The 24,130-nt window shown below is 34.7% G+C and carries 31 protein-coding genes; 16 read left to right on the top strand and 15 right to left on the bottom strand.

Annotated elements, in window-relative coordinates:
- Window positions 1-198: 198 nt before the first annotated feature.
- The 4 genes from KDE13_RS08755 to KDE13_RS08740 are packed head-to-tail and all read right to left on the bottom strand — an operon-like array spanning window position 199 to window position 3,490.
- Window positions 199-762 (bottom strand): DedA family protein, encoded by a 564-nt coding sequence (locus tag KDE13_RS08755; protein ID WP_212143597.1) that lies wholly within the window; start codon window positions 760-762, stop codon window positions 199-201.
- A gap of 10 nt (window positions 763-772) precedes the next feature.
- On the bottom strand, window positions 773-1,360 hold the full coding sequence (locus tag KDE13_RS08750; protein ID WP_212143596.1) for a lipid-binding SYLF domain-containing protein: 588 nt from the start codon (window positions 1,358-1,360) through the stop codon (window positions 773-775).
- Between the two features lie 11 nt (window positions 1,361-1,371).
- Window positions 1,372-2,925 (bottom strand): ribonuclease Y, encoded by a 1,554-nt coding sequence (gene rny, locus KDE13_RS08745; RefSeq protein ID WP_212140490.1) that lies wholly within the window; start codon window positions 2,923-2,925, stop codon window positions 1,372-1,374.
- Window positions 2,846-3,490, bottom strand: a complete 645-nt coding sequence (locus tag KDE13_RS08740) for a 5-formyltetrahydrofolate cyclo-ligase (RefSeq protein ID WP_212143595.1) — start codon at window positions 3,488-3,490, stop codon at window positions 2,846-2,848. The genes rny and KDE13_RS08740 overlap by 80 nt, the downstream gene beginning before the upstream one ends.
- A 50-nt stretch (window positions 3,491-3,540) precedes the next feature.
- Here KDE13_RS08740 and KDE13_RS08735 point away from each other — a divergent pair, with 50 nt between their 5' ends.
- From KDE13_RS08735 to KDE13_RS08720, 4 genes are read left to right on the top strand one after another with little or no spacing between them, the layout of a single operon-like run.
- Window positions 3,541-4,143 carry a TlpA family protein disulfide reductase gene (locus KDE13_RS08735; protein WP_212140488.1) on the top strand — a complete coding sequence of 201 codons (603 nt, stop codon included), beginning with the start codon at window positions 3,541-3,543 and terminating at the stop codon, window positions 4,141-4,143.
- Complete coding sequence (ftsY, locus tag KDE13_RS08730) at window positions 4,140-5,006, top strand: signal recognition particle-docking protein FtsY (RefSeq protein ID WP_212143594.1); 867 nt, start codon at window positions 4,140-4,142, stop codon at window positions 5,004-5,006. Before KDE13_RS08735 ends, ftsY begins: the two co-directional genes overlap by 4 nt.
- A complete protein-coding gene (locus tag KDE13_RS08725; protein WP_212143593.1) occupies window positions 4,990-5,319 on the top strand; it encodes an EamA family transporter in 330 nt (109 codons plus the stop codon). The genes ftsY and KDE13_RS08725 overlap by 17 nt, the downstream gene beginning before the upstream one ends.
- 51 nt (window positions 5,320-5,370) lie before the next feature.
- A complete protein-coding gene (locus KDE13_RS08720; protein ID WP_212143592.1) occupies window positions 5,371-5,874 on the top strand; it encodes an EamA family transporter in 504 nt (167 codons plus the stop codon).
- A 40-nt stretch (window positions 5,875-5,914) separates the two neighbouring features.
- Here KDE13_RS08720 and brnQ read toward each other — a convergent pair whose 3' ends face one another.
- Window positions 5,915-7,246, bottom strand: a complete 1,332-nt coding sequence (brnQ, locus tag KDE13_RS08715; protein ID WP_212141784.1) for a branched-chain amino acid transport system II carrier protein — start codon at window positions 7,244-7,246, stop codon at window positions 5,915-5,917.
- A gap of 196 nt (window positions 7,247-7,442) precedes the next feature.
- Between brnQ and radA the strand changes: the two genes are divergently transcribed.
- Window positions 7,443-8,783, top strand: coding sequence for a DNA repair protein RadA (radA, locus tag KDE13_RS08710; RefSeq protein WP_212140484.1), 1,341 nt, complete (start codon window positions 7,443-7,445; stop codon window positions 8,781-8,783).
- Between the two features lie 189 nt (window positions 8,784-8,972).
- Here the strand turns inward: radA and acpS are convergent, their stop codons facing one another.
- Entirely contained in the window at window positions 8,973-9,329 is a 357-nt protein-coding gene (gene acpS / locus KDE13_RS08705; RefSeq protein WP_212140483.1) for a holo-ACP synthase, read from the bottom strand.
- Entirely contained in the window at window positions 9,326-9,853 is a 528-nt protein-coding gene (gene fliL, locus KDE13_RS08700; protein ID WP_212140482.1) for a flagellar basal body-associated protein FliL, read from the bottom strand. The genes acpS and fliL overlap by 4 nt, the downstream gene beginning before the upstream one ends.
- A 57-nt stretch (window positions 9,854-9,910) precedes the next feature.
- On the opposite strand from fliL, the gene ybaK reads away from it, so the two are divergent.
- Window positions 9,911-10,411, top strand: a complete 501-nt coding sequence (gene ybaK / locus KDE13_RS08695) for a Cys-tRNA(Pro) deacylase (RefSeq protein WP_212143591.1) — start codon at window positions 9,911-9,913, stop codon at window positions 10,409-10,411.
- Between the two features lie 32 nt (window positions 10,412-10,443).
- Here ybaK and KDE13_RS08690 read toward each other — a convergent pair whose 3' ends face one another.
- From KDE13_RS08690 to KDE13_RS08680, 3 genes are all read right to left on the bottom strand, one after another.
- Window positions 10,444-11,442 (bottom strand): SAM-dependent methyltransferase, encoded by a 999-nt coding sequence (locus KDE13_RS08690; RefSeq protein WP_229204411.1) that lies wholly within the window; start codon window positions 11,440-11,442, stop codon window positions 10,444-10,446.
- Window positions 11,439-12,047: a trimeric intracellular cation channel family protein gene (locus KDE13_RS08685; protein WP_212141787.1), complete on the bottom strand. Its 609-nt coding sequence runs from the start codon at window positions 12,045-12,047 to the stop codon at window positions 11,439-11,441. Before KDE13_RS08685 ends, KDE13_RS08690 begins: the two co-directional genes overlap by 4 nt.
- 604 nt (window positions 12,048-12,651) lie before the next feature.
- Window positions 12,652-12,861: a hypothetical protein gene (locus KDE13_RS08680; RefSeq protein WP_009651509.1), complete on the bottom strand. Its 210-nt coding sequence runs from the start codon at window positions 12,859-12,861 to the stop codon at window positions 12,652-12,654.
- Between the two features lie 136 nt (window positions 12,862-12,997).
- Here KDE13_RS08680 and KDE13_RS08675 point away from each other — a divergent pair, with 136 nt between their 5' ends.
- From KDE13_RS08675 to KDE13_RS09690, 10 genes are all read left to right on the top strand, one after another.
- Window positions 12,998-13,435, top strand: a complete 438-nt coding sequence (locus KDE13_RS08675; protein ID WP_212141788.1) for a Fur family transcriptional regulator — start codon at window positions 12,998-13,000, stop codon at window positions 13,433-13,435.
- Window positions 13,436-13,549: 114 nt separating this feature from the next.
- Entirely contained in the window at window positions 13,550-13,873 is a 324-nt protein-coding gene (locus tag KDE13_RS08670) for an HMA2 domain-containing protein (RefSeq protein ID WP_212140478.1), read from the top strand.
- The gene (locus KDE13_RS08665; RefSeq protein ID WP_212140477.1) at window positions 13,866-14,516 is read left to right on the top strand and encodes a ferritin-like domain-containing protein; all 651 of its coding nucleotides are present in this window, start codon (window positions 13,866-13,868) and stop codon (window positions 14,514-14,516) included. The genes KDE13_RS08670 and KDE13_RS08665 overlap by 8 nt, the downstream gene beginning before the upstream one ends.
- Window positions 14,509-14,829 carry a hypothetical protein gene (locus KDE13_RS08660; protein WP_212140476.1) on the top strand — a complete coding sequence of 107 codons (321 nt, stop codon included), beginning with the start codon at window positions 14,509-14,511 and terminating at the stop codon, window positions 14,827-14,829. Before KDE13_RS08665 ends, KDE13_RS08660 begins: the two co-directional genes overlap by 8 nt.
- A gap of 18 nt (window positions 14,830-14,847) precedes the next feature.
- On the top strand, window positions 14,848-15,156 hold the full coding sequence (locus tag KDE13_RS08655) for a magnetosome protein MamC family protein (RefSeq protein WP_212140475.1): 309 nt from the start codon (window positions 14,848-14,850) through the stop codon (window positions 15,154-15,156).
- A complete protein-coding gene (locus KDE13_RS08650) occupies window positions 15,156-15,467 on the top strand; it encodes a YtxH domain-containing protein (protein ID WP_212140474.1) in 312 nt (103 codons plus the stop codon). The genes KDE13_RS08655 and KDE13_RS08650 overlap by 1 nt, the downstream gene beginning before the upstream one ends.
- Entirely contained in the window at window positions 15,436-17,526 is a 2,091-nt protein-coding gene (locus KDE13_RS08645) for a heavy metal translocating P-type ATPase (RefSeq protein ID WP_411508630.1), read from the top strand. Before KDE13_RS08650 ends, KDE13_RS08645 begins: the two co-directional genes overlap by 32 nt.
- A complete protein-coding gene (locus KDE13_RS08640) occupies window positions 17,516-17,779 on the top strand; it encodes a helicase (protein ID WP_212143590.1) in 264 nt (87 codons plus the stop codon). The genes KDE13_RS08645 and KDE13_RS08640 overlap by 11 nt, the downstream gene beginning before the upstream one ends.
- Entirely contained in the window at window positions 17,776-18,264 is a 489-nt protein-coding gene (locus KDE13_RS09695) for a beta/alpha barrel domain-containing protein (RefSeq protein ID WP_267873714.1), read from the top strand. Before KDE13_RS08640 ends, KDE13_RS09695 begins: the two co-directional genes overlap by 4 nt.
- A complete protein-coding gene (locus KDE13_RS09690; RefSeq protein WP_338083723.1) occupies window positions 18,242-18,619 on the top strand; it encodes a beta/alpha barrel domain-containing protein in 378 nt (125 codons plus the stop codon). Before KDE13_RS09695 ends, KDE13_RS09690 begins: the two co-directional genes overlap by 23 nt.
- 3 nt (window positions 18,620-18,622) lie before the next feature.
- On the opposite strand, the gene KDE13_RS08630 is transcribed toward KDE13_RS09690, so the two are convergent.
- From KDE13_RS08630 to KDE13_RS08610, 5 genes are all read right to left on the bottom strand, one after another.
- Window positions 18,623-19,627 carry a glycosyltransferase family 52 gene (locus KDE13_RS08630; RefSeq protein WP_212143589.1) on the bottom strand — a complete coding sequence of 335 codons (1,005 nt, stop codon included), beginning with the start codon at window positions 19,625-19,627 and terminating at the stop codon, window positions 18,623-18,625.
- Window positions 19,628-19,699: 72 nt separating this feature from the next.
- Window positions 19,700-21,724, bottom strand: a complete 2,025-nt coding sequence (gene glyS, locus KDE13_RS08625; protein ID WP_212143587.1) for a glycine--tRNA ligase subunit beta — start codon at window positions 21,722-21,724, stop codon at window positions 19,700-19,702.
- Window positions 21,721-21,882: a hypothetical protein gene (locus tag KDE13_RS08620; protein ID WP_212140469.1), complete on the bottom strand. Its 162-nt coding sequence runs from the start codon at window positions 21,880-21,882 to the stop codon at window positions 21,721-21,723. Before KDE13_RS08620 ends, glyS begins: the two co-directional genes overlap by 4 nt.
- Complete coding sequence (locus tag KDE13_RS08615) at window positions 21,879-23,327, bottom strand: endonuclease/exonuclease/phosphatase family protein (RefSeq protein WP_212140468.1); 1,449 nt, start codon at window positions 23,325-23,327, stop codon at window positions 21,879-21,881. Before KDE13_RS08615 ends, KDE13_RS08620 begins: the two co-directional genes overlap by 4 nt.
- Window positions 23,324-23,818, bottom strand: a complete 495-nt coding sequence (locus tag KDE13_RS08610) for a tRNA (cytidine(34)-2'-O)-methyltransferase (RefSeq protein ID WP_212140541.1) — start codon at window positions 23,816-23,818, stop codon at window positions 23,324-23,326. Before KDE13_RS08610 ends, KDE13_RS08615 begins: the two co-directional genes overlap by 4 nt.
- Between the last annotated feature and the right edge of the window lie 312 nt (window positions 23,819-24,130).

Genomic DNA, 24,130 nt, shown 5'->3' with positions numbered 1-24,130 from the left:
AAAGATATTTAGTTTTTTATCTAACTCTACTTTCCAAAGAAAGCCTGAGTTAAATATGGCTCAATCGATCACTTGTTTAGATTTCAAAGATTGACTAATAGTTTAACATTGTTAAGTTAAAGAACAAAACGCTTTTCTATAAAGCGGAAATTGAATTATATAGAAAAAATACTTAATTTTAAATAAAATATATAAAATTTATCTGCGTTTTTTTGTAATATTCTTTAAAAAATACCAAATTCCACCTAAAATACTAAGCATTATGATAGGCATAATGTATCCATGTGAGTCCATATAATCACTCACTTTGATAAAAAACTCACCAGCATAATAGCTAAGCATACCAATAATAACAGCCCACCCAATAGATGCCACCACATTTATCACGATAAATTTATAAAATGAGTAACTAGTAAGTCCTATTGCCACTGGCACAATAGTCTTTAGCCCATATATAAATTTTTTAAAAAATATTATCTTATCGCCATATCGCTTCATTAAAATATGCGAATATGCGAGTTTTCTACGATGCGGTCTAATGTATGACAAAAAAGCACTTTTGTTGTATCTACTTAGGTAAAAAAGTAATGTATCACCAAGTGCGTTTGAAACTGTTGCTATGGCTATACTTGCACCTATATCCATTTTACCAGCATAGCTTAGTACTCCAGCTGCAATGAGTGCAACCATACCACCACCCAAAGTGTATAAAAACAAAATGATATAACCATACGTTGAGAGTGAATTAAGCGTATCTTGCATCATTCTGCTCTTAAAATTTAGAAGTAGCGTTTATTAACTGCTCGTAAGCGTAACCACTCTGTTTTAAGCTCTCATCTTTTACACTTATGACTGCTCCACCAAAACTAGCCCCAGCGAAAAATCCATCATTTGTTGCATAAGCATAAATATCACTTGAAAATTTAAAATCGCTAATCTTATCTGCTCTGCGTCCGATATTGCCAAATACAAAAGATGCATTGGCGTTTATAGTAAGTTTGGAATTTTTTATATCATTTACTAGACTATCTTTTAGTACAAAAAGAACCAATGAACTATCTTCGTATCCTAACTGAAGCCCCAGGCTTCCGCCACTAATACTGACTGAAACTATCTCGCTTGGAGAGCTCATATCACCTACGATCATCACGCCATCGCCACCCATACCGCCGACGACAAAGCCGACTTTTTTCACACTCGGAAATACAATAATAGCTTTTGAGCTTTGTAAAAGATCTTTTATTGGGGCTTTAGAATTTACTCGCATTGTCGTTACAAACGAATTTGCCGAGCTTAATACCAACTCTTCACTAGCAAACGAAACTACAGTTAAACACAACCAAATAATAAATTTTTTCATCATTTTTCACCCTACTTTGCATAATCAATCGCACGTGTCTCACGTATAACATTTACTTTTATCTCACCAGGATATTGCACTTTATCCTCTATCTCTTGCGCAATCTCTTTTGCTACAAGCACCGCTTCATCGTCATTTATAAGCTTTGCGTTTGCGATGACACGTATCTCACGACCAGCATTTATAGCATAAGCTTGCTTTATGCCATCTTTACTTTTTGCAATATTTTCTATCTCTTCAACGCGCTTTAAAAAGCTCTCTAAAACTTCACGTCTTGCACCAGGACGAGCAGCACTAAGAGTATCTGCCGCACATACTGCAGCACTCTCAATACTCATAGCTTCTTCATGTCCGTGATGGGCATAAATAGCATTTATAACGATAGGATGTTCTTTATATCGTTTGCAAATTTCAGCACCTAAATCAACGTGGCTTCCCTCGTATTCGTGCGTTAAAGCTTTGCCGATATCATGAAGTATACCTGCTCTTTTTGCCAATTTTTCATCTCCGCCAGTCTCAGCTGCTATAATGCCTGCAAGATGAGCCACTTCTAAGCTATGTGCTAGGGCATTTTGTCCGTAACTAGCTCTAAATTTAAGCTTTCCTATAAGCTTTACAATCTCTGGATGAATTTTATTTATACCTAAGTCTATAAGGATATTTTCACCCTCTTCTTGAATGCTTTGCTCAAACTCCTCTGTTACTTTTTTATGCAAATCCTCTATACGAGCTGGTTGTATGCGACCATCATCTACTAAAAGTTCAATAACACGTGTAGCTATCGCACGGCGGTATAGATTAAAGCTACTTAGTATGATTGCATGTGGCGTATCATCAATGATAATATCAACGCCAAGTACCATCTCAAGAGTCTTTATATTACGTCCCTCTTTGCCTATTATACGACCTTTTAATTCATCGTTTTTGATGTTTACAACATTTATTAGACGCTCGGCAGCAAATTCACCAGCAAAACGTGAAGTCGCTTGAGCCAGGATGTAATTCACTCTTTTTTTGCTCTCACGCCTAGCCTCCTCTTCGTGTTTTCTTACGATGTGAGCGATATCCGCACGAGACTTCTCTTCTACTTTTTTAAGCACTAGCTCACGTGCCTCTTCTTCTGTAAGTCCAGCCGCATGTTCTAAAACTTTTAACGCCTCTTGGACTTTATTTTGATAGGTAGCTTTTAATTTTAATCCCTCTTCATAAGTTAGTCTTGCTTCACTTCTATCTCGCTCGAGATTATTTTTATTTTCATTTAAAATTTCTTGCTCATTTAGCAAAATTTGCTCTTTTTTATTTAGCTCATCAAATTTTTGATTATATTCTTTTTGTAGTTTTGTAGTTTTATCGTCATAGCGTTTTTTTGCTTCAAACTCGGCTTCTTGCACTGAAATTTTTGAGTTTTTAAGTGTTAATTCAGCCTCATACTCTATCGCCTTTGCCTTTGCCTTTGCCTGCTCTAAAAAGATATTATAATTTGCATCATTTATCTTTTTTGCATACGCATACCCTGCTCCAACGCCCACCACACCGGCTCCTAAGCCTATTAAAACTTCTATCATATATTCCTCGTTTAATATAATTTTGTCTAGGAGTTATATAAAATTCGCCACAAACATCGTGCTCTTGCGTAATTATTTGTTCGATATAAAAATCTTTTGCCTGAACAAAAACTATCATCTTTGGGCGATATGGCAACGAACTAAAAAATCTATCATAAAAACCTTTGCCGTGCCCTACTCTAGCCATAGCCCCATCAACTCCAAGAACTGGAACTACTGCCATATCTAGTCGCACATCACTTCGCTTTATGCCAAGCGGTTGTTTAACATTGAATTTAGAAACTAAAAATGGCATTCGTAATCTTACCATTTTTAAGCTAAGTCCTACCATAAAAGGGGCAAAAAACTGACATTTTTTTGATAGTTTTCGCTTTATTTTACACACATCAACCTCATATTTAAGTGGTATGTATAGTAAAATTTTATGTGAATTGCTAAATTTGATAAGTCGCTCAAGAGTGTTTAAAATACTGTAATTGCTACACTTTGCACTATTTTTAGTAGATCTTTTTATAGTTTTAAGGGCAACTTTTCTAAATTCTTTTTTATCTAGTTTAACACTCATTTTATTAATCTTTTGTATAATTTTCTAAAAATCTTAAAAAGGAAAATATTATGAAATTTAAATTGAGCATTATAACATTTTTATGTCTAATTACCCTCGTTGGATGCGATAAAAATAGTGAAAACTCACAAAATTTTGACACAAGCAAGAGCGAAAATCAAAATCTAACAGAAAGCAACACGATACAAGCAAAAAAAAATGAGATTCAAAATAAAAAATTTGAACTAACGCTTTTAAATGGTAAAAAGGTAGCACTGCAACAAAATGGCGATAATTTTGATATAAACTATGAAGGTGACACCGAAAAAAAGGCGACTTTATTTGTATTTTTCGCGACTTGGTGTCCACCGTGCAAAGCTGAGATACCGCACCTAAACAATCTAAGTGAAAAATTTAAAGAGGATTTAAATATCATTGCAATATTACTCGAAAATAAAAGTGATGCAGAGATATTGGAATTTGCTAAAACCTATAATATAAAATATGACATTTCAGTCGGTGATGCAAACTATATACTAGAAAAAGCTGTCGGTGGCGTAGATGGATTGCCATCATCTATAATGTATAATGTTAAAGGCGAATACGTCATAGGTTATAAAGGCTTAGTTCCTGAGGAGATGCTAGAAAGCGATATTTTAAAGGCAATAAAATGATAGACCTTATCAAAAGAGGATTTGAACGCACCTTTGGGGCAATGACAGGAGTAAAAACTTCTAAAAATATAAGCAAAGAAATTTTAGAAGAAATTTTACTAGAAGCAGATGTACCATATGAGATTATCGAAGAGATCATCTACTATCTACCGCCACAAAACGAAGTCAAACGCGATGACTTACGTCGTGTGATGAGTAGCTACTTCATCTACGAAAAAGAACGGATTATAGAGCCAGACAAGCCATTTGTTGATCTTATTTTAGGCGTAAATGGGGCAGGCAAAACTACAACTATCGCAAAAATAGCAAATTTATATAAAATAAATGGCAAGAGCGTGATACTAGGAGCTTGTGATACATTTCGTGCAGGAGCGATAGAGCAGCTTCGCCAATGGTCAATAAGACTAAACGTGCCGATAGTATCCACCCAACAAGGACATGACCCTTCTGCTGTCGCATTTGACACTATTAGTTCTGCTCTTGCAAAGGGGATAGACTGCGTCATACTCGATACTGCAGGGCGTCTGCAAAATCAGACAAATTTAGCAAATGAGCTAAGCAAAATCGTGCGAATAAGTCAAAAGGCTTATGAAAAAGCTCCACATAGAAAAATTTTAATCTTAGATGGCACACAAGGAAATGCTGGTGTCGCACAGGCAAAAGCGTTTAACGATATAGTTAGCCTTGATGGGGTCATTATCACGAAGCTTGATGGCACACCAAAGGGTGGTGCATTATTTGGTGTGGCTCGTGAGCTTGAGCTACCGATACTTTATATCGGTGTTGGTGAAAGCATAGACGATCTGGTTAAGTTTAACCCAGATGAGTTTTTAGATAATTTGGTTGATGAAATTTATAAATAAAAAACTAAATGAACGCGAAGCGTCCTTTGGTTTAGTTCTTGGTTGCATACTTTTTGGGCTTGGTAGTGTTATTGTAGCAAAGATCTCTCTTGGTGCTTACTCTGTAGCATTTTGGAGACTTTTTATCGCTGGAATTATATTTTTCATCATTATGAAATTAAGATACAAATCCTTACCACACTCTAAAAAAGTAATATTCCTAGCCCTACTTTCAGGCGTATTCTTAGCATATGACCTAGCACTTTGGCACGAGAGTATTTATGCCATAGGTCCTGGTATTTCGACTCTTTTAAATAGTTTACAAATTTTCTGACTTACATTCATAGGTGTCATTATCTTAAAAGAGAGGCTTAGTAAATTTAGTGTGTTTGCCTTATTTTTGGCATTTTTTGGCATAACTTTAATAGCCCTACCAGAATTTAAAACCAATATTAATGCCAGCTGGGGCTTTATAAGCGGTATTGTTTCTGGTATATTTTTATCACTATCTATGCTTTGCATAAAAAAGATAGGAGAGCACGAAAAGACAAATATTTTTTCACTTATGTTTTTGCTTAGTTTTGGCGGTGCGATATCGCTTTTGCCAATAGCCATCGCTATTAACTCACACCGATTTTTCCCACAAAATTTTACTGAAATTTCACTTGTTTTTATTTATGGTTCAGTTATGCAGTGCATAGCGTGGGGACTTATCGCTTACTCGGTGCCTCTTATATCACTTAGCTTAACTGGAATTTTGCTACTAAGTGAACCTATCGCTGCACTTTTTATAGACGCATTTTTACTAGCTAAACTTATAAGTTTAGCTCAGTGGATTGGTGCTGGCATTACGATGTTTGCGATATATTTGGGAGTTTTAAAAAGATAAAAAAGCAAGTGCCACTCAAATATAGAGTGGCAAAATAAATTTAATAGCTTCCCTCTTTTTTATCAAGCACAAAATAATACACATAACTTAACGCAAAAGCCACTATACTAGGCACAATCCAGCCAAGCATAGAGTCATAAAACGGAAAAGTTTTGATAAAATTTGTCAAAAGTGGGATATTTACACCTATGATATCAAGTCCATTTACTATACCGATAATCACGCAAGTATAGACACACGCACGGTAAATTATCTTGTTTGAATCTATTAAATGATTTATCAAAGATAAAATAACTAATATAATAGCTACAGGATATATAGCAACCAGCACTGGAATACTACCTTTTATAATGGTTGTAAGTCCAAAATTTGCTACACCAAAGCCGATAACACACCATAAAATAACCCACACTTTATATCTTACTCTGCCATTAGTTAGCTCTACAAAATACTCGCCAGCCGAGGTAATAAGTCCCAAAGTTGTGGTTAAACACGCTAGGAAAAACGCGGAGCCAAGTATTATTACACCTGCACCACCAAAGTAATGGTCGCTTATACGAGATAGCAATTCAGCACCATTTATAGCAGTGTCTTTAAACAAACTAGCTGAGGTCGCACCCAAATAGCCAAGCATAAGATATATAAGCATAAGAATGATGCCAGCCATTATACCAGCTTTTATAGTTGAGCCAACTAAATGATCCTCATCTTTTATACCGACCGCTCTTATGGCATTTATAACAATGATGCCAAACGCCAAAGACGCCAAAGTATCCATAGTCTGATACCCCTCCACAAAGCCCTTTGCCGCAGGGTGTGCAGCATAATCTCCAGTAGCAGCAACAAACTCACCTATTGGAAATAAAAATCCAGCACCAAATAGCAATAAGATAAGCACTAAAAGTATAGGGGTTAGGTATCTACCAAGAAGTTTTACCAAACGAGATGGGTTCATACAAAGATAATAATTTAACGCAAAATAAAGTGCAGAATATACCATAAGATAAATTTGAAGATTGTCTAAATTTATAAATGGCTTAATCGCTATATCAAATGGCATATTTGCCGCTCTTGGTATCGCAAAAAGTGGTCCAATAGTAAGGTATAAAAGCACGATAAATACTATCGCAAATATAGGATCTACGCGATCTACAAGATTTCTAAGACCCTTTGCACGAGCTATGCCAGCCACGCCTAGCACTGGTATAAGCACTGCAGTTGCACAGAAAAACAAGATAGCGATATAAAAGTGATCGCCAGCTTCTTTACCTAAATTTGGCGGAAATATAAAGTTACCCGCACCAAAATACATCGCAAAAAGCGTAAGGGAGATAGTCATAAACTGACTTCTGCTTAGTTTGTTTTCTCTCATAATATCTCCAAATTAAAAAGATTTGGTGATTATATTTAAATAAGTTTAAATTTTTATTGATTTGTATGTTTTTTGCAAATATTTTATAAATTTTTTATTTTAATGTTTCATTTTGTAGGTATTTTTAAATTTTTACACCATTTATCAAACTAAATTTAATCAAATTTAAAATATAATCGCTTAAAAAGGATGAAAAATGGCAAAGACAAAGAGTATTTTTGAATGTCAAGCGTGTGGCAACCAACAGAGCAAATGGGTCGGCAAATGCCCAGAATGCGGTGCATGGGATAGCTTTGTAGAGCTAAATGAGACACAGATAAAAATCAATCAAGAAATAGCTAAAATTTCAACTCAACCAAGCCATGCGGTCAGTATTGATAAAGTACAGGTTGAGAGCATAAGACGCTTTAGCACAAGAGATACAGAGCTTGATCTAGTCCTTGGCGGTGGCGTAGTAGATGGTTCTATCGTGCTAATCGGCGGTAGTCCTGGCATCGGTAAATCAACTCTGCTTTTAAAAATCGCTTCAAATTTAGCCAAAGAAAAATACAAAACACTATATGTAAGTGGCGAAGAGAGTGCGTCACAGATAAAACTACGAGCCGACAGACTAGGAGCTGTGGATAAAAATTTATACCTTTTAACTGAAATTTGCCTTGAAAATATAATCACAGAAGTAAAAAAAAATGATTATAAATTTCTAATCATTGACTCCATTCAGACACTTTATTCAAACGATATAAGCTCAGCTCCAGGCTCAGTTTCTCAGGTAAGAGAGATCACGTTTGAGCTTATGCGTTTGGCAAAGGATAACGATATTACGATTTTTATCATCGGGCACATCACAAAAGAAGGCTCAATTGCTGGTCCAAGAGTACTGGAACATATGGTGGATGTGGTGCTTTACTTTGAAGGAGATGCAAGTCGTGAGCTACGAATACTGCGTGGTTTTAAAAACCGCTTCGGATCAACAAGCGAAGTGGGAATCTTTGAGATGAGTCAAAGAGGACTAGTAAGTGCAAATGAAATTTCTAGCAAATTTTTTACACGAGGTGAGGCGATAAGCGGTAGTGCGATCACTATAATAATGGAAGGCTCACGTGCTTTAAGTATAGAAATTCAAGCACTTGTATGCGAAAGTGCCTATCCAAAACGCAGTTGCACTGGATATGATAAAAATCGCCTTGATATGCTCTTAGCCCTGCTTGAGCGTAAAGTAGAGCTACCACTTGGGCATTATGATGTTTTCATAAATGTTTCAGGTGGCGTTAAAGTAACTGAAACTGCTGCCGATCTTGCCGTAATGGCTGCTATTGTAAGTAGCTTTAAAAATCGCCCTATCAGCAAGGATAGTATCTTTATAGGTGAGCTTAGTTTAAACGGAGAAATACGTGAAGTTTTTAACCTAGATCAGCGTTTAAAAGAGGCAAAAACGCAAAAATTTAAAAATGCTATCATACCAAACAAGCCACTTGAAAGTAGTGGATTAAAGTGCTTTTATGCAAAAAATATCGTGCAGGTTTTAGAGTGGATGTGAGCTGATTGTTGTTTTTAAAGATTGTTTTTAAATTTGTCTTTAGGACAAATTAGTATTTACACAAGCGATAAATTTATTTTATCTGCGTAAGTATTGTGCTATTTGTTTTCTGGTTTAATATAAGTGTAAAAAATATAAAAACTACTTTAGGCGAGATTTTTAGAAAAAGTTTAAAAGATTTTACCAAATTTAAAATACATTTTTTTCAAGTATCACCGCTGCAATAGCAAACCCACTATCATGACTTATACTAAGTGATGCGTTTTTTATACTAAATTTCTTATAAATTTTATCACTAAATTTAATAACAGGAGCATTTTTGACATCCTTGCTAATCATAATGTCAAAAAAACTACACTCAGTGCTAATGCCAACACCAAGTGCTTTACTAGCAGCTTCTTTTGCCGCCCAAAGCCCAGCCAAACTCGCATCGCTTTTAGCCAAGACTATCTCATCGTGGCTTAAAAAGCGTTGCAAAAACGCTTTCGCATATCGCTTTCTAAGCCGTGCTATACGCTCGATACTAATGATGTCAATGCCTATCATTGCACCACAAAGTCAGTAAAGTAGATATTTTTGATATATCCATCACTTAGCACCTCATTTATCTTGCCTACTATCTCATCCTTTAGTCTGTCTTTGCCCTTTGCAGTACTGACCTCTTCATAGGTTTTAGACGATAGTGTGCGAATGATAATATCTCTTAAAAGTGCCTTCTTCTTGTCTAGTTCTGGCGTTAATTGTTCGCTACTTTGCTCCATATCTATCTTTGTTTTAAGGAATCTTGAACCATTTTCGCTAAGCAAATTTACTATAAACTGATCTAGTGGATATATTGGTCCCATATTTGTAAAGTCGCTACTACGTTTTCCATGCTGTTTGGCTGGTGCTGATTGTTGTATTTGTGCCTGTGGTGCGGTATTTGCCATCTGCTCATCTTCTCCGCTTAGCAAAAACATTACTAAACCACCAACTATAAGCAATAATACAAGTATGGCTATAATAATTACTATAAGCACACTTTTGCCACCATTTTTTTTACTTTTGCTCTCTTCAATTTCGTCTGGCATTATCTCTCCTTTGATTTTGGGTATAATTATACAAAAAATTTGTAAAAATGAGAAAATATGATACATAAAACAAATGCAGCTCGGCTTTTAGATAAGCTAAAAATAGCCTATGAACTCATAGAATATCCTGTAGATGAGGATGATCTAAGTGCAATCCACGTTGCAAATTCGACACATCAAAATATAAAACACATATACAAAACAATAGTTTGCGTAAGCGATACAAAAAATTACATCGTCGCGTGTATTCAAGGCGATTTAGAGCTTGATTTAAAGGCGTTGGCTCATATGGCAGATGCTAAACGCTGTGAGCTTATAAATTTACGTGATCTTGAAAAGATAACTGGCTATATACGTGGTGGTTGTTCACCGATTGCAATGAAAAAGGCTTTTGCGACTTTTATCGATAAAAGAGCAAGTGAGCTTGATTATATACTTATAAGTGCCGGGGTGCGTGGAAAGCAGATAAAAATTGCACCAAATGATCTAGCAAGTGCGGTTAATGCGGAGTTTGCCAATATAGCAAGAGAAATTGGTAATAAAATTAGTTCGAACTGATAAATTTTATTTGAGCAAATAAAGGTAAAAATTCATATATTTTTATCAAACTCTACAAATTTAAATCTATCGCCTAAAAAATTTGGATGTGTTAAAAATTTAAGTTGTTTTATGGCATTTTTATATACATTTTCACTGCCATTTTCAAGCACTATCTGCATAATTTCACTGATAGCAAAATCATCTATCAAAACTTCATTTTGCCTTTTAAATTTAACCATTTTAAAGCCATTTTTCTCAAATTCTCGTGCCAAATGTGAAAAACAAACATCATATGTAATATCACTTATACCATAAAAATCCTTTAATTTTTTAATCTCAAAAAGGTTAAAAACATTATGATCTTTATAAACTCTAATACTAAAATCTCCACGCCAAGCCCACTCTCCATAATCAAACGTTATAAATTTAATCCGCCTGGCACATTTAAAAATTTCACTCGCAAATTTACCAAGCCCAAAACAAACTTCACCTTTTTCAAAACCGATTTTTTTTAAATTTAAAGTATCCTTTTTATCCGCCCTACTCCAAATTAAAGCACCATCATTGACAAAAAGCTGTTTTTCACCACCTAAAAGATCAAATACTTCGCACGAAAAGCTGTCAAAAAGTTCATTTGAGATAAAAAACGCTTCATCTGTATAAAATTCGCTCAAATTTGTAAAATGAGTAAAATTTATCTCATCTGCAAAATTTGTTTTAATAGCTTTAAACTGTCGTTTACGTAAAATATCGTGTGGCTCGATAATAATAAATTTTAATGTCTTTAAAAGACTTGGCCTAAGCGTAAAGATACCCTGTATAAAATCTGCCATCATCATACCGTCATTTGCACCGATCTCGACAATAGCACACGTGTCACTAAGCTCTTTACGTTCAATGCATTTTATAAAATAGTTTGCTAAGCTCACACCAAAAAGCCAGCCCACACTTATACTAGTGTAAAAATCACCTTTTTTGCCTATATCCACGCCAAATTTATAATAATTTTGATGAGCCCAGCTCTCAAAAAACTCACTAAATTTAATCATAAATCAGGAAGTTTCCATCCACGATAATACGCCACCATACGCATAATAAGACCAAGTGCAAGTAGTGTCAGCACAAAAGGCAACTCAATATATCCGAAGTAGTGTAACAAAAAGTAACAAAATCCGACAAACATACTAATCGTCCCATAAAGTCCGGTGCGTAAAAACCACGGAATTTCATTTAATAAAATATCACGTAAAATACCACCACCCACGCCGTTGCAAAACGCAATCATAACAACACCAAATACATTATATCCATACTCTAATGCGACCATCGATCCAACTATAGAAAAGCATATAACATCGATAGCATCGGCAAAGATAAATATAAATTTCTTCTCTAATTCCTCACGTTTATGGTGAAATTTCAGAGAATGCGAGATAAAAAGCATAACTATAACTATGCTAATAGGCATATAATTTGTAAATGAATAGACATCTCGTCCCACAAGCACATCTCTAACTATACCACCGCCAAGAGCTGTTAAGAATGCTGCCACAAAAGCACCAAGCCAATCACAATCTTTTTTAACTGCAAATAAAAACCCGCTTAGTGACGCGGATGCGATACCAACATATTCAATAACTAAGATTATATCCATATTTTCACTTTTATAAATTTCTAATATTTTATACTCCATTCGCATAAAAACCAATAAAATTTTTATGTTTTTTAGATTTACTTATAATTAAAGTCAATAATTTTATCCATAACAAGGCTTTTATTGCATTTTCTAAAAGTGTATATTTTTCTCGTTATCCAATTTTTTAAAATAGATATGCTATTAATATCTTTTAGCCATATAATATTTTTGAATTTTTCAACTTAATTTAATACTTGACATATCCATTTTATCTTTATGAATAAAAATTTAAAATGAAAATTATGAGTAAAATTGCAACATTTTGCCTTTGGCTTTTAAATTTTTATTTAGTGTATCAAACACTAATATGTAGTGGTATAGTAATGTAGATAGACCTGATTTAGATGTTAGTCTTAGTGAAAATATCAATAATGACAGTCTGTTTTTATGAACTAGTATAGTTCTTCTACACATATCAATAAACCATCAAAATACTAATTATTGTTACAAAAGTATGCATGATATATAAGATATTTTTTAACAATAGTTTAAAACAAAGCAAATATAAAAAACTGAAAGAAATTTTAAATGAATATTTTTATAAGCTATTTATGGTTTAAAACTAAACCATAAATAGTGAAACGAAGCGTTTTTTAGGGATCGGCGAAAACTGTGTCATATACTCAAAAGCCTCTTCATAATCGCCATCAGTGTATTGAGCTATCTGTTCTATCAACTCATAAAGTTCCTCATCATCCATCGAATCAAAACTTCCGCGATTTTCTAAAACTTCGAGTAAAACAGCGTCTAACTCTAGTTCGTCGTATGTCATATTTTTCCTTTTTAAGTCTTAAAAATTTCGAAACTATACCAAAAAAAACTTATAATCCGCTTTATACAAAAATTTACCTTGCATTAAGCGGTAAAATTATAAAATTTTTATAATAATTATCAAAAAGAGAGAAAATTTGAGAGATTTTGATAAATTTTATAAACATATTTCAGACTTTATGGGTAAGCTATCCCACAAAAATTCATACATAAAAGAGCGAATTTTATCTATTATGTATCTTAGTCAAACGCACCTAAGTGCCAACGAAATACAAGAAAAATTTATGCATTTACATAAAGAAAATATCTCACTTCCAACAATCTACTCACTTCTAAATTTCTTAGATGAATGCGGACTAGCCGATATATATGAGCAAAATGGCATAAAAAAATATGAGCTAAGTTTAAAATCTCATCACGATCATTTAATATGCGAAAAATGTGGCAGAGTGATTGAATTTCATGATGAGATAATAGAGCAAAGACAAGATGAAATTTGTCACAAAATGGAGTTTAACGCTTTAGCCCATACCATGATATTATACGGTATTTGCAACAATTGTGAGCGAAAATAAGGCGTTAAAAATTTATCATTATTTTTATTATTTTGATAACGATAAACAAAAAACTTTAAGTTGTATTTAAGTTATATAATCAGATAATTAAATCAATTTTAAAAAGGAAAAAATGTGGATATAAAAACTCAAACACTAGCAAAAATCGCATCATATTTTAGCATCATTTCAAATACAAATGGTCGTCTAAGGGTACGCGTAAGCTCAAAAATAAAAGAGCTTGATAGCACCATAAACTTAAGTCAGATCGATGAAATGATCGCAAAGATAAATGGTATAAAAAGTGTAAAATTTAATAAAATAATCGGCTCAGTAACGATCGAATACGATCATACAATTTTCTCAAAAGATATGTGGGAAGATCTACTTAAAGGACGAAACCTAGACAAAATTTCTACTGTGATAAATGAGGTAGCCAGGGAGGTTTATTGTGCGTGATGAGCTTTTAAAAGCGGCTTTTTTGAGTGAGTTAAGTGCTCAAGAGCTTTATCAAAGTTTGATTGGCTTTGATAAAATTTTTAATGAAATTTATACTATTAGACAAAATGCAATAGAGCTTATAAAAATGTATGCGAAAAAATATGCTATAAAACTGGATGATAACGCACCAAACGCATTTTTAAAACCTGATAACTTGCAAGACGCACTAATCTCAGCCCTAAACTATGAAATTCAAATTTGTAAAATGTATGAGGGCTTTACAGATGAACTAAATGACGAGGAGCTAAAAGATATATTTTTCAGGCTTTGGGCTACATCAAACAATGAGTATATAAAAGCCTTAAAACATGCATTAAAAGCTGAACTTAGCCAAGATACGCAGACATCACAACAGAATATAAATTTAAATGATTTTACTCAAAATGGCTATGAAAATATTATAAATGAGTATCAAAAAAGCTTTAATGAAATGAATGAGAATCTGCAAAATATCATAAATGGAAAAGCAGACAAGACTGAAATAGCAAAAATTTTAAATAATCCAAATTTTCCATTTTTTAGCGGTTTGGCTTTGGGTGCAATCAGCATAACAACGATAAGTAAAAATTTAAACAACCAAAAGGATCAAACAGATGATTAACAATCAAATAAATAATAAAGGATTTAAAATGGCACTTCCATTTATAGCTGGTATAGCAGCTGGAGCATTGGCAGTAGTTGCCTACAATAGGCGAGATGAGCTAAAAGAGTGTGCTCTAAATAGCTTTAAAAAAGGTAAAGACGTAGCAAAAAATTTATACAAAGATGGTAAAAAAGTTGCAACAAAAGTCAGTAACGAAGCAAAGGAATTTGCTGATAAAAATTTAAAAATAACAAAAGTTGCAACAAAAACCGTAAAAAAGACGACAAAACCACGAGCTAAAAAAGTCACAACAGAGCTAAAACAAGCATAATATAACTAGGTACAAAAAATGAGCAAAGTAACATCTAAATTTTTATCTGATACAAGACTTCCGCTAGATCATTTCTTAAGTGGAGCTTTGGTGGCCGGTATGGGTGCCACAGTCTATGAGCTAAGTACGACCAAAACCAAGTCAAAAAAACATATCGCAACAAACATCGCAAAGATGAGCTTAACTGGCGGTATCGCGACTGCTGTTGCCATCAGTGCATCAAACTCAATCGCAAGACGTGAATACGCTTATGCCGCCACAAAGATTGTACTAGGCATAGGTATGTTAATCACAACTGAAAAACTTATAAATTTGGAGAGTAAATAATGAAAAACCCTTATATTGTAGTAGATGAAAAAACGGCTTCACAGTTAACCAAGTCACAGCCAAGTGCCGTAGACAACGCAATAAATGAAGCAGCACAAAACTTACCTTTAGTGCCTGAAAACTTCAACGCCGCAGGTTTTGTAAAGGGGTTAGTTTTGGGTGGTATAGTAGCATACGTGCTAACTAATCAAAAGGCTCAAGAGTGCGTATTTAAGGCGATCATCAAAGGTGGTGCCTTGATAAATGCTGGCATAGAAGAGCTAAAAGAGCGGTTTGAAGATGTTAAAGCAGAGCTTGAAGAACAAAAATAGTATCCGCATCGTTCACCAGAGCAAAAACCGTGTGCGGTTATTATGCGAACAGATAAATGACAGAAGTGATGTAAGCTTTATAGAGGCTAATATCTGTGAGTTAGCTGACGTTAAAAACGCACGTGTAAATAAATACGCAAAAAGTATCGTCATAGAGTATGAGAAAAATTTAGATAAAATAATAGCATTTGTCTCAAATCTGCATATGCCAACAAAGCCAAAAGATAATTCGCTACCAAGCAAAACAAATATCTATAAGGCAAGTGTGGCTCTAGCCATAACACCACTACTGCCAAATATGACCGCCAAAACAGCTCTTAGTCTATACGCTGCTGCACCAAATTTATGGCAAGGAATAAAAGAGCTAAAAAGTGAAGGCATAACTTCAAAGGTGCTTGAAGCAATGGCGGTTGGAGTAAGTTTAGCAAGAAACGATCACCTAGCAGCAAATAGCACAAACGTAATGATAAATTTAGGTGAATATATGGAGGAAAGTGCCTCTCATAGAAGTGATGATCTCATAAAAGAACTAGCTAAGCCAAATATAGAGGAAGTCTGGATAGAAAAGCGTGATAAAAATGGCAAAAAAACTCTTAAAAAGATAAAGACTGAAAGTGTTAAAAAGGGCGATATAGTAGTTGTCGGAGCTGGTGAAAACATCGGCATAGACGGCTATATAGTAGAAGGAAGTGCTAGTGTTAATCAAGTATCTATGACGGGTGAAGCAGAGCCAGTGGCTAAAAATAGAGGCGATCGTGTCATAAGTGGCACAGTCGTTGAAGAGGGACGTATAAAAATTTGGGCAGAAAATGTCGGTAGTGACACCGCAACCGCACGTATAAAGGAGTATATCCAAAGCTCACTAAACGAAAAATCAAGCATAGGGCTTCGTGCCTCAAAACTAGCCGATAAACTCGTGCCAGTTACGCTTAGCCTTGCGGGTGCATCATATCTTTTAAGACAAAATATGGATAGTGTAGCAGCGGTACTTCAGGCTGATTACTCATGTGCTTTAAAGTTAGCTACACCGGTTGCTTTTAAATCAAGTATATCAAAGGCTGGACGAAATGGAATTTTAATCAAAGGTGCAAAGGCTATAGAAGCCCTTGGATCAGCGGATACATTTGTATTTGACAAGACCGGTACTCTTACGCACGGACAACTAAGTGTAGTTGAAATTTATTCGTTTAAAGAGGGGTTTAGCGAGAGCGATATATTAAATTTAACCGCAAGTGCAGAAGAGCATTACTTTCACCCAGTAGCTGAAGCTATCGTAGATGCGGCAAAAGAGCGTGGATTTCATCATATTCACCATGACGAAGTTGAGTTTATCGTAGCTCACGGAGTAAAAACTTTTATGAATGGTAAAGAGGTCGTCATCGGCTCTCGCCACTTTTTAGAAGATGATGAGATGATAGATTTTAGCTCTCATAATGATACGATAAACAAGAGTTTAAATGGTGGTCTGACATTACTTTATATAGGCTATGATAAAGAACTAGTAGGCGTTATTGCTATGAAAGATGATATGCGAGAAAATGCTAAAGATATGTTGCAGCGACTACGAAATTTGGGTGTTAAAGAGATAGTTATGTTAAGTGGCGATATAAAAAGCAAAGCCGAAGAGGTTGCACGTGAGCTAGGGATAGACCGGGTTTTTGCCGAATGTCTGCCAACTGATAAGGCACTCATTATAGAACGCCTTAAAAACGAGGGTAAAAATGTCGCATTTATAGGTGACGGCATAAATGACGCACCTTCACTAACTAAAGCAAACGTTGGCATAAGTATGCATAAAGGTGCTGATATAGCAAAGGCGACAGCCGACATAAGTCTATTAAAAGATGACATTATGAGCGTTGCGATTGCAAAAGAGTTGGCAAATAATACAATGAAACTAATTAGTTCAAATTTTACAGCAACTGTTGGCATAAATACGGCTATTTTAGGTGCCGCTACTATCGGTATGCTAAATCCTATCGCAACGGCGGTACTGCATAATGGTACGACTATTTGGTTGCTTTTAAACTCAATGAAAGGAGTTAAATTTGGAAAGTAAGATAAGTGGAAAATTACTGAACCTACAAACTCAACGCACTATCGCAAAAGTCGGTATGGGTATATCGCTAGGGCTTGCAACACTCACAGCGTTTAATATGAAAAATCGCTTTAGCAAAGGACTGCACGTGGCAGCTGGTGTGAGCCTAGTAGCATTTAGCTTCTACCATTATGGGCTTTATAATGACTGCATATTTCAAACTATGCTTACTAAAAAACGTACCAAGCTGCCACTCAAAAAAGCCACAAAATGATAAGCGATGCTCAAATTTGGGAGTATATCCGCTCCGATGTGCCATTTGAAGATCTTACTACTTCTCTTCAGACTAAACATCTAAATCGTCTCGCTAAACTAAGTATACTAACTCGTGAGAGTGTTGTGCTAAGTAATGTCGACATATGTGAATGTATCGCAAAGATGCTTAATTGCTCGGTGCAAAGTATGGGGACAAATTCTAAAATTTATAACGCAGGAGATGTGCTGTTTATGGCAACTGGTGCGTATGCTAACATACACAAAGTGTGGAAACTGGTGCAAATCCTACTTGAATACTCCTGTAAAATTTCAACCTACACTCACGAGATGGTTTGCACTGTAAAAGCAGTAGCTCCACACTGCCAAATACTAACTACACGCAAAAGTTATCCATTTGCTAAGGAGTTTTGTGTGAGTGCGGTTGTGGCTGGAGGCGGTGGAGTACATAGACTAAACCTCAGTGATAGTGTATTATTTTTTTGAAAATCATATAAAAGCTTACACTAATTTTGATGAATTTTTGGCTGAAATTCCTAAATTTAAAAGTAAAATGCCAGAAAAGATTATAGGTGTAGAGTGCGATGACTTAATAAATTTAGAAAAGCTTTTAAGAGCTGGAGTGGAGCTAGTGCAGTGTGATAAGATGAGCGTTGATGAGATTAGCTATGCAATCACTCTTAAAGATAAGATAAATCCAAATGCTAAAATTACCGCCACAGGTGGCATAAACTTAAAAAATGCAAAAGAGTATGCCACAACTGGCATTAACGCCATCATCACATCGGCTCCATATCTGCAAGGACTAAGTGATCTAACAGCAAAGATAGAGCTAGAGTAAAATCTAAAAATTTAATATCTCTATACCTACACTTTGGAACAAAGTTTTTAAATTTTTATTTAGCACCTGTTTTGTTCTATTTGTCTGTACTGCTGTTATTTTAACGCCATTAAAATTTCTCATTGTCAAAGCTGCACTACTAAATAAAGTATATATATGATATTTTATATGGGGATTATTTTTTAAACACGATAATATATAATCTTCCACTATCAAGCCTTCTGTGTCAAGTATTTCTACATCTCTTAGCTTATAAATTTGCCTTGGGTGGTTTATCACGTAGTTTATCTTAAAATGTGCTACAATCTGTTGCGAATCATTTTGCAATTCTAATTCAGGAGAGCCTATAAAAATTTTAATACACTCTTTTTGATTCGTATCTGTTTTTACATCACACTCAAAAGGACAGATATATCGCATATCTATGCTATTTTGCCTATTTAGTTCAATTACATTTGGTATATCTTTAAAGATAGTGTAGTGGATACTTGATAAATTTTTTATAATACTTGTTGTAAATTTTGGATTTAGCCAATTATCATACAGGTAAGGTATATTTATAGATAATTTTGATCTTTCGTATTTTAAAGAATCATAATATGAATCTGTAACTAAATTTGCCGTACCATCGTCAAACGTACAAACACTATCAAATTTAATAGAATTTAAAAAAGTCTGCACCGATATATTATCTATGCTAGATATAAATATTTTATTAATTTTTGGCATCAAAAGCCCTTTGATACGTAGTTCAAGCAAAAATAAAATTTGGTTATAAGATATATAAAACGAAAAATTTTTTAGACAAAATTTTGATAGGCTTTTAAAATAGTAATCAAAAATTTCATTTTTATTTTTAGTATCAGCTATCAAAAGAAAGTAAAACTTTTCATCGCTATAAATCTGCACTATATGCCTAGCAATAACCATTTGAAGTGGCGTAGTGCATATTATTAAATTTACATTATCATTTTTACTTAAAATTTTATCTTTTAATAAGGAGAGCAAATTTGGCTCTCCTTTATTGCTTCTATCGATATATATATATATATATCAGGGTCGCAAATATCAAAGCAGCAATCATATGCTTATCTCTTTTATGTCAGCGATTTTGATAAATTCGTTATAAATTTGTCCTATTGTGGCGATGCGATTATTTCTTATGGCTTCATTTTTGGTATTTATCATAACTTTATCAAAGAATGCGTCTATACTATCTTTTAGTTCAAATAACTCATTTAGTCTTGCTTTGTAGTTATTTGGGTCACTTTTGAGTGCTTTAAATTTATCATTTAATGCCCTCTCTTCACTAAGCTCGAATAAACTCTCATCTACGCTACATATTTTAGCCTCTTTTAAGATATTTGCAAGGCGTTTAAAGGTTGAGAAATTCTCTTTAAATTTATCATCTGCAGCGATACTAGCTAACGCGTCAATCGCACGTGCAAGCTCTACTATGTCGCGTTTGCCACTATTTATACAAGCCTTAATGATAGATGCATTTGCGTCAAAAAATGTATAAAGTCTATCAAGCATAAAGCTCTCAAGCAACCTAACATCAAAGCTCTTGTATTCGCTCGCAAGTTCTGTTAAGATCGCCGAAATATCAAATTTAAGCCCATGATTTAATACGATTTTTATCACACCATTTGCTGCACGACGAAGTGCATAAGGATCTTTGGTGCCACTTGGAATTTTCCCTACACTAAATAGCCCTATAAGCGTATCAAGCTTATTTGAAAGTGCTATTATATCACTAAAGAGATTTGACGGACACTCAGTATTTTCACCATCTGGTAGATATTGCTCTTTTATGGCAGTTACGACTAGCTCGTTTTCGCCCTTTGCTCTTGCGTAGTAGTGTCCCATTATGCCTTGAAGCTCAGTAAATTCATAAACCATCTGTGTTGTAAGATCAGCTTTTGATAGCATTACTGCACGTTCTATATCATTCTCATAGCCATCTCCAAACTGCGTTTTAAGCTCATTTTTATAAAGCCTAGCCAAGAAATTTGCCACCTTTAGCTCACGTAGCTCTTTTTCATAAAGACTACCAAGCTCTTTTAGATATGTGATATTTTTAAGCTTTTTAGGGCTAAACTCGGCTAAGAGATCGCTCTGCCAGAAAAACATCGCATCACTTAGCCTAGCGCGTAACACTTTCTCGTTCCCTTTTACGATAAGTGTATAATCATCGCATATAGCGTTGCTAACGACAACAAAATGGTTGCTTAATTTGCCATCTTTAAATACCGGAAAATATCTCTGATTTTCTTTCATTGAAGTGATTATGACTTCGCTAGGTACATCCAAAAACTCACTCTCAAAGCTACCAAACAACGCCTTAGGATACTCTGTGATACTCACAACTTCATCAAGCAAACTCTCATCTATCTCTATCTGGACGCCGTTTTTAGCATTAATTTGTTTAAATTCATCTAAGATTATCTCACGGCGTTTATCAACATCTAGTACTATACCACGAGCGATCGCACCACTAAAATACTCACTCGCACTACTTACAGCGACCTTGTCATAACCAATGCTCCTATGCGGATGGGTTGACGCCTCGCTATGAATGCCAAATTTATTAAATTCCACACTCTCATCACCAAATAAGCACAAAAATGACCTTATAGGGCGGATAAACTCAAACTCACCATCGCCCCAACGCATAGACTTACCAAAATTAAGGCTAAGCAAAAATTTCTCTATAATATCACCAAACAGCTCTACGCTAACCTTGCCTTTTATCTGTTTTTGATGATAAAGAACCTCTTTACCATCAATATTTTTAAACTCAAGCTCACTCTCGTTTATACCGCACTTTTTCGCAAAGCTTAAAGCTGCCTGAGTATATACGCCATCCTTTATAGCCACCTGCTTTGGTGCTCCAATAAACTCTGCAATGCTATCATCTCCTGCTTCAGGGAAAGCCTTATGCCAAAAGACCAAACGGCGTGGCGTGTAGTAAAACTCAAACTCGCTTTTTAACCGATATTCATTTAATACTGCTTCCCACTTAGCCCTTATATTTGGTAACTCACGCAAAAATGGTATCGCAGGAAGCTCCTCTACGCCTATTTCTATCAATAACTCTTTCATTTTTCACTCTCTTTATTAATTTTTTTCATCTCTTCTCTTTTTTCTCTCATTTTAGCCCTTATTTCATCTTTTTTCTGTACTTGTAGCACTACGCCTCTTATCATAAATACTATAAAAATGATAAAAGCCGTAAGCATTATACTATCTAACACACTCATCGCTCAACCACTAGTTGTATCTTGCCTTGATATGAGCCAACACGCACATTTTTTAGCGTGATTTCGCCATCTTTTAGTCGTCCGTTCTTACTATACACACGCACATTGCCATAAGGCGTTTTTAGCTCACCATTTTTTAGCTCACCACTTATCCTATCTATCACATCGCCACTTCTAGCCTCACTAAGCATACTTTCGCTCATCATAAACGGCTCAGGATTTTGCACTTCATATAGCTTTTTAACCTCATAAGTCGCCACTTCTAATGCATCTTTATAAATTTTTGTCTTAGTTATCAGCATATCCATCATCTGCCCAAGCTCAAAATTATTATCAGGGTTAAAAACATAAATGCCACGATGATTTGAAGAGATTATAAAGCCATTTTTATCCTTATGCACCACGACTGCACGACTAAGCAAAAATGGCGTATTTTTAGGCTTTGCAAAGATATCATCTATACTTACTACTCTACTTTCATCACCAATAGCTGGTGACAACTTTTTATCTTTTTGTTTAGCTTTTATCTCATCTTTTGAGCCAAAAATTTGAGTAAAAAAGCCACTTCTTTGCGTCTGCGTATCAGTTGTTAGGATAAATTTAAGAGGAAAGTGATCTGAGTATAAATTTCTACCGTTTTCTCTTTTTATATACCCTTTTGAATCTAGCATAAATTTAGCTCTAAATACCTCAAAACTCTCATTTTTATAGCCTAGTTCAACGCCTTTTACTATATCAGACGATAGCAAAATATGATCTATCGCACTCTTTTTGCCATTTGCACTCACATGTGAGTAACGCTGTTTATACTCCAAAACTTCCCAAAGATCAACATATCCACGAGTTAAAATAATATCATTTAATAGTGAGCGTTCGCCAAATGGTGTATTAAAATCGCCCAAAACTACACCATTTTTTACACCTTCAAGTGCTACTCTGAGTGTTCTCTCGGCCTTTTGCTGAACACTTAAGCCATTTTTAAGTGCAGGAAAATGAGCTACGAAAACGCTGAAGTTCTTATTTTCAAGCTCAAAATCAACTCTTAAAATATTTCTAGTTTTTACATTTGGCACAGCATATTCTTGCGTTTTTATAGGCATTATCTTTGATATTATCCCAAGTCCAATAGGGGCATTTTCGCCGACACTAAAAACAGCATATTTATACTCAGTCCCACGCACAAGCTCTTTTAGAATTTGCTCGTTTTCTATCTCTTGAAGTGCTATTATATCGCTATTTAAACTCAACACAACCTCCTTTATGCGACTTAGCTTCTCATCTGCTATATCACAGTTCCACTTACTTTTACTGCCAACTTTAAAGTCTTTATACTCACTCCCATCGTTTTTACAATCAAATAAATTTTCCACATTATACGTAGCAATACTTATCTCGCCTGCAAAACCAAAAACTATGATAAAAACTAAAGCCAAAAATACTCTCAAATACCGCTCCCATTTAATTTTTGTCTAAACTCAAATTTATCTAAATTCTGTCTTATCGCTTCATACGCTACGATACCAGCACTCATGGCTAGATTTAGGCTTCTACCACGCTCTCCCATCGGTATCGTGATGGCATTTTTAAAATTTATATCCATAAGCTCTCTTGGCAGACCAGTGCTTTCACCACCAAAAAATATAAAATCTCCAGGTAAAAATGCCACGTCTGTATAAAGGCGATCTGTCTTAGTGGTAGCGAAGAAAAATCTATCTTTAAATTTGATATTTTGCATCAAAAACTCATCCAAACTCTCCCAGACGATCGGCTCAAGCAAGTGCCAATAATCAAGTCCAGCACGTCTAACTGCCTTCTCACTCAAATCAAACACAGTCGGCTTAACAATGTGAAGTCTTAAGTTCGCATTGACACACATTCGCCCTATTGCACCAGTATTTTGTGGAATCTGTGGGCTTACTAAAACGATATTAAACATCAAAACACATCCCTCTACAAAAGTCAGTGCGACACTTAAAATTTTCATTCGTATATATTAAATTTAAGATATATTTTTGCACTTTATCCTATTTTTGCCAATAAAATAATTTGTGATTTTAGCAAATTTTGACTTTTATATGGTTTAATTTTAGTAATTTTTAAGCTGTTTTTATAGTGACAAAATAATGAAGTATTAAAGACAGTTAAGAGCAAAATTTAAGGTAAATTTTAAAATATGAAAAATCTAGTTAAAGTTACTCTTCGTTAGCCTATTATTTTGTAGCTATAGTTTTGCAGAGAGTGTATTTAT

Source organism: Campylobacter anatolicus, from assembly GCF_018145655.1.
GTDB lineage: Bacteria > Campylobacterota > Campylobacteria > Campylobacterales > Campylobacteraceae > Campylobacter_A > Campylobacter_A anatolicus.
This window is presented reverse-complemented; position numbering and strand designations above follow the sequence as displayed.

Coding starts and splice junctions, on each gene's coding strand:
- radA (WP_212140484.1), top strand. CDS start 7,443: ATGGCAAAGACAAAGAGTATTTTTGAATGTCAAGCGTGTGGCAACCAA.
- KDE13_RS08620 (WP_212140469.1), bottom strand. CDS start 21,882: ATGAGTGTGTTAGATAGTATAATGCTTACGGCTTTTATCATTTTTATA.
- KDE13_RS08685 (WP_212141787.1), bottom strand. CDS start 12,047: ATGGATATAATCTTAGTTATTGAATATGTTGGTATCGCATCCGCGTCA.
- KDE13_RS08690 (WP_229204411.1), bottom strand. CDS start 11,442: ATGATTAAATTTAGTGAGTTTTTTGAGAGCTGGGCTCATCAAAATTAT.
- KDE13_RS08650 (WP_212140474.1), top strand. CDS start 15,156: ATGAAAAACCCTTATATTGTAGTAGATGAAAAAACGGCTTCACAGTTA.
- KDE13_RS09695 (WP_267873714.1), top strand. CDS start 17,776: ATGATAAGCGATGCTCAAATTTGGGAGTATATCCGCTCCGATGTGCCA.
- KDE13_RS08755 (WP_212143597.1), bottom strand. CDS start 762: ATGCAAGATACGCTTAATTCACTCTCAACGTATGGTTATATCATTTTG.
- KDE13_RS08610 (WP_212140541.1), bottom strand. CDS start 23,818: ATGTTTAATATCGTTTTAGTAAGCCCACAGATTCCACAAAATACTGGT.
- KDE13_RS08660 (WP_212140476.1), top strand. CDS start 14,509: ATGATTAACAATCAAATAAATAATAAAGGATTTAAAATGGCACTTCCA.
- ftsY (WP_212143594.1), top strand. CDS start 4,140: ATGATAGACCTTATCAAAAGAGGATTTGAACGCACCTTTGGGGCAATG.
- ybaK (WP_212143591.1), top strand. CDS start 9,911: ATGATACATAAAACAAATGCAGCTCGGCTTTTAGATAAGCTAAAAATA.
- KDE13_RS08735 (WP_212140488.1), top strand. CDS start 3,541: ATGAAATTTAAATTGAGCATTATAACATTTTTATGTCTAATTACCCTC.
- rny (WP_212140490.1), bottom strand. CDS start 2,925: ATGATAGAAGTTTTAATAGGCTTAGGAGCCGGTGTGGTGGGCGTTGGA.
- KDE13_RS08725 (WP_212143593.1), top strand. CDS start 4,990: ATGAAATTTATAAATAAAAAACTAAATGAACGCGAAGCGTCCTTTGGT.
- KDE13_RS08680 (WP_009651509.1), bottom strand. CDS start 12,861: ATGACATACGACGAACTAGAGTTAGACGCTGTTTTACTCGAAGTTTTA.
- KDE13_RS08750 (WP_212143596.1), bottom strand. CDS start 1,360: ATGAAAAAATTTATTATTTGGTTGTGTTTAACTGTAGTTTCGTTTGCT.
- acpS (WP_212140483.1), bottom strand. CDS start 9,329: ATGATAGGCATTGACATCATTAGTATCGAGCGTATAGCACGGCTTAGA.
- KDE13_RS08740 (WP_212143595.1), bottom strand. CDS start 3,490: ATGAGTGTTAAACTAGATAAAAAAGAATTTAGAAAAGTTGCCCTTAAA.
- glyS (WP_212143587.1), bottom strand. CDS start 21,724: ATGAAAGAGTTATTGATAGAAATAGGCGTAGAGGAGCTTCCTGCGATA.
- brnQ (WP_212141784.1), bottom strand. CDS start 7,246: ATGAGAGAAAACAAACTAAGCAGAAGTCAGTTTATGACTATCTCCCTT.
- KDE13_RS08655 (WP_212140475.1), top strand. CDS start 14,848: ATGAGCAAAGTAACATCTAAATTTTTATCTGATACAAGACTTCCGCTA.
- KDE13_RS08645 (WP_411508630.1), top strand. CDS start 15,436: ATGTTAAAGCAGAGCTTGAAGAACAAAAATAGTATCCGCATCGTTCAC.
- fliL (WP_212140482.1), bottom strand. CDS start 9,853: ATGCCAGACGAAATTGAAGAGAGCAAAAGTAAAAAAAATGGTGGCAAA.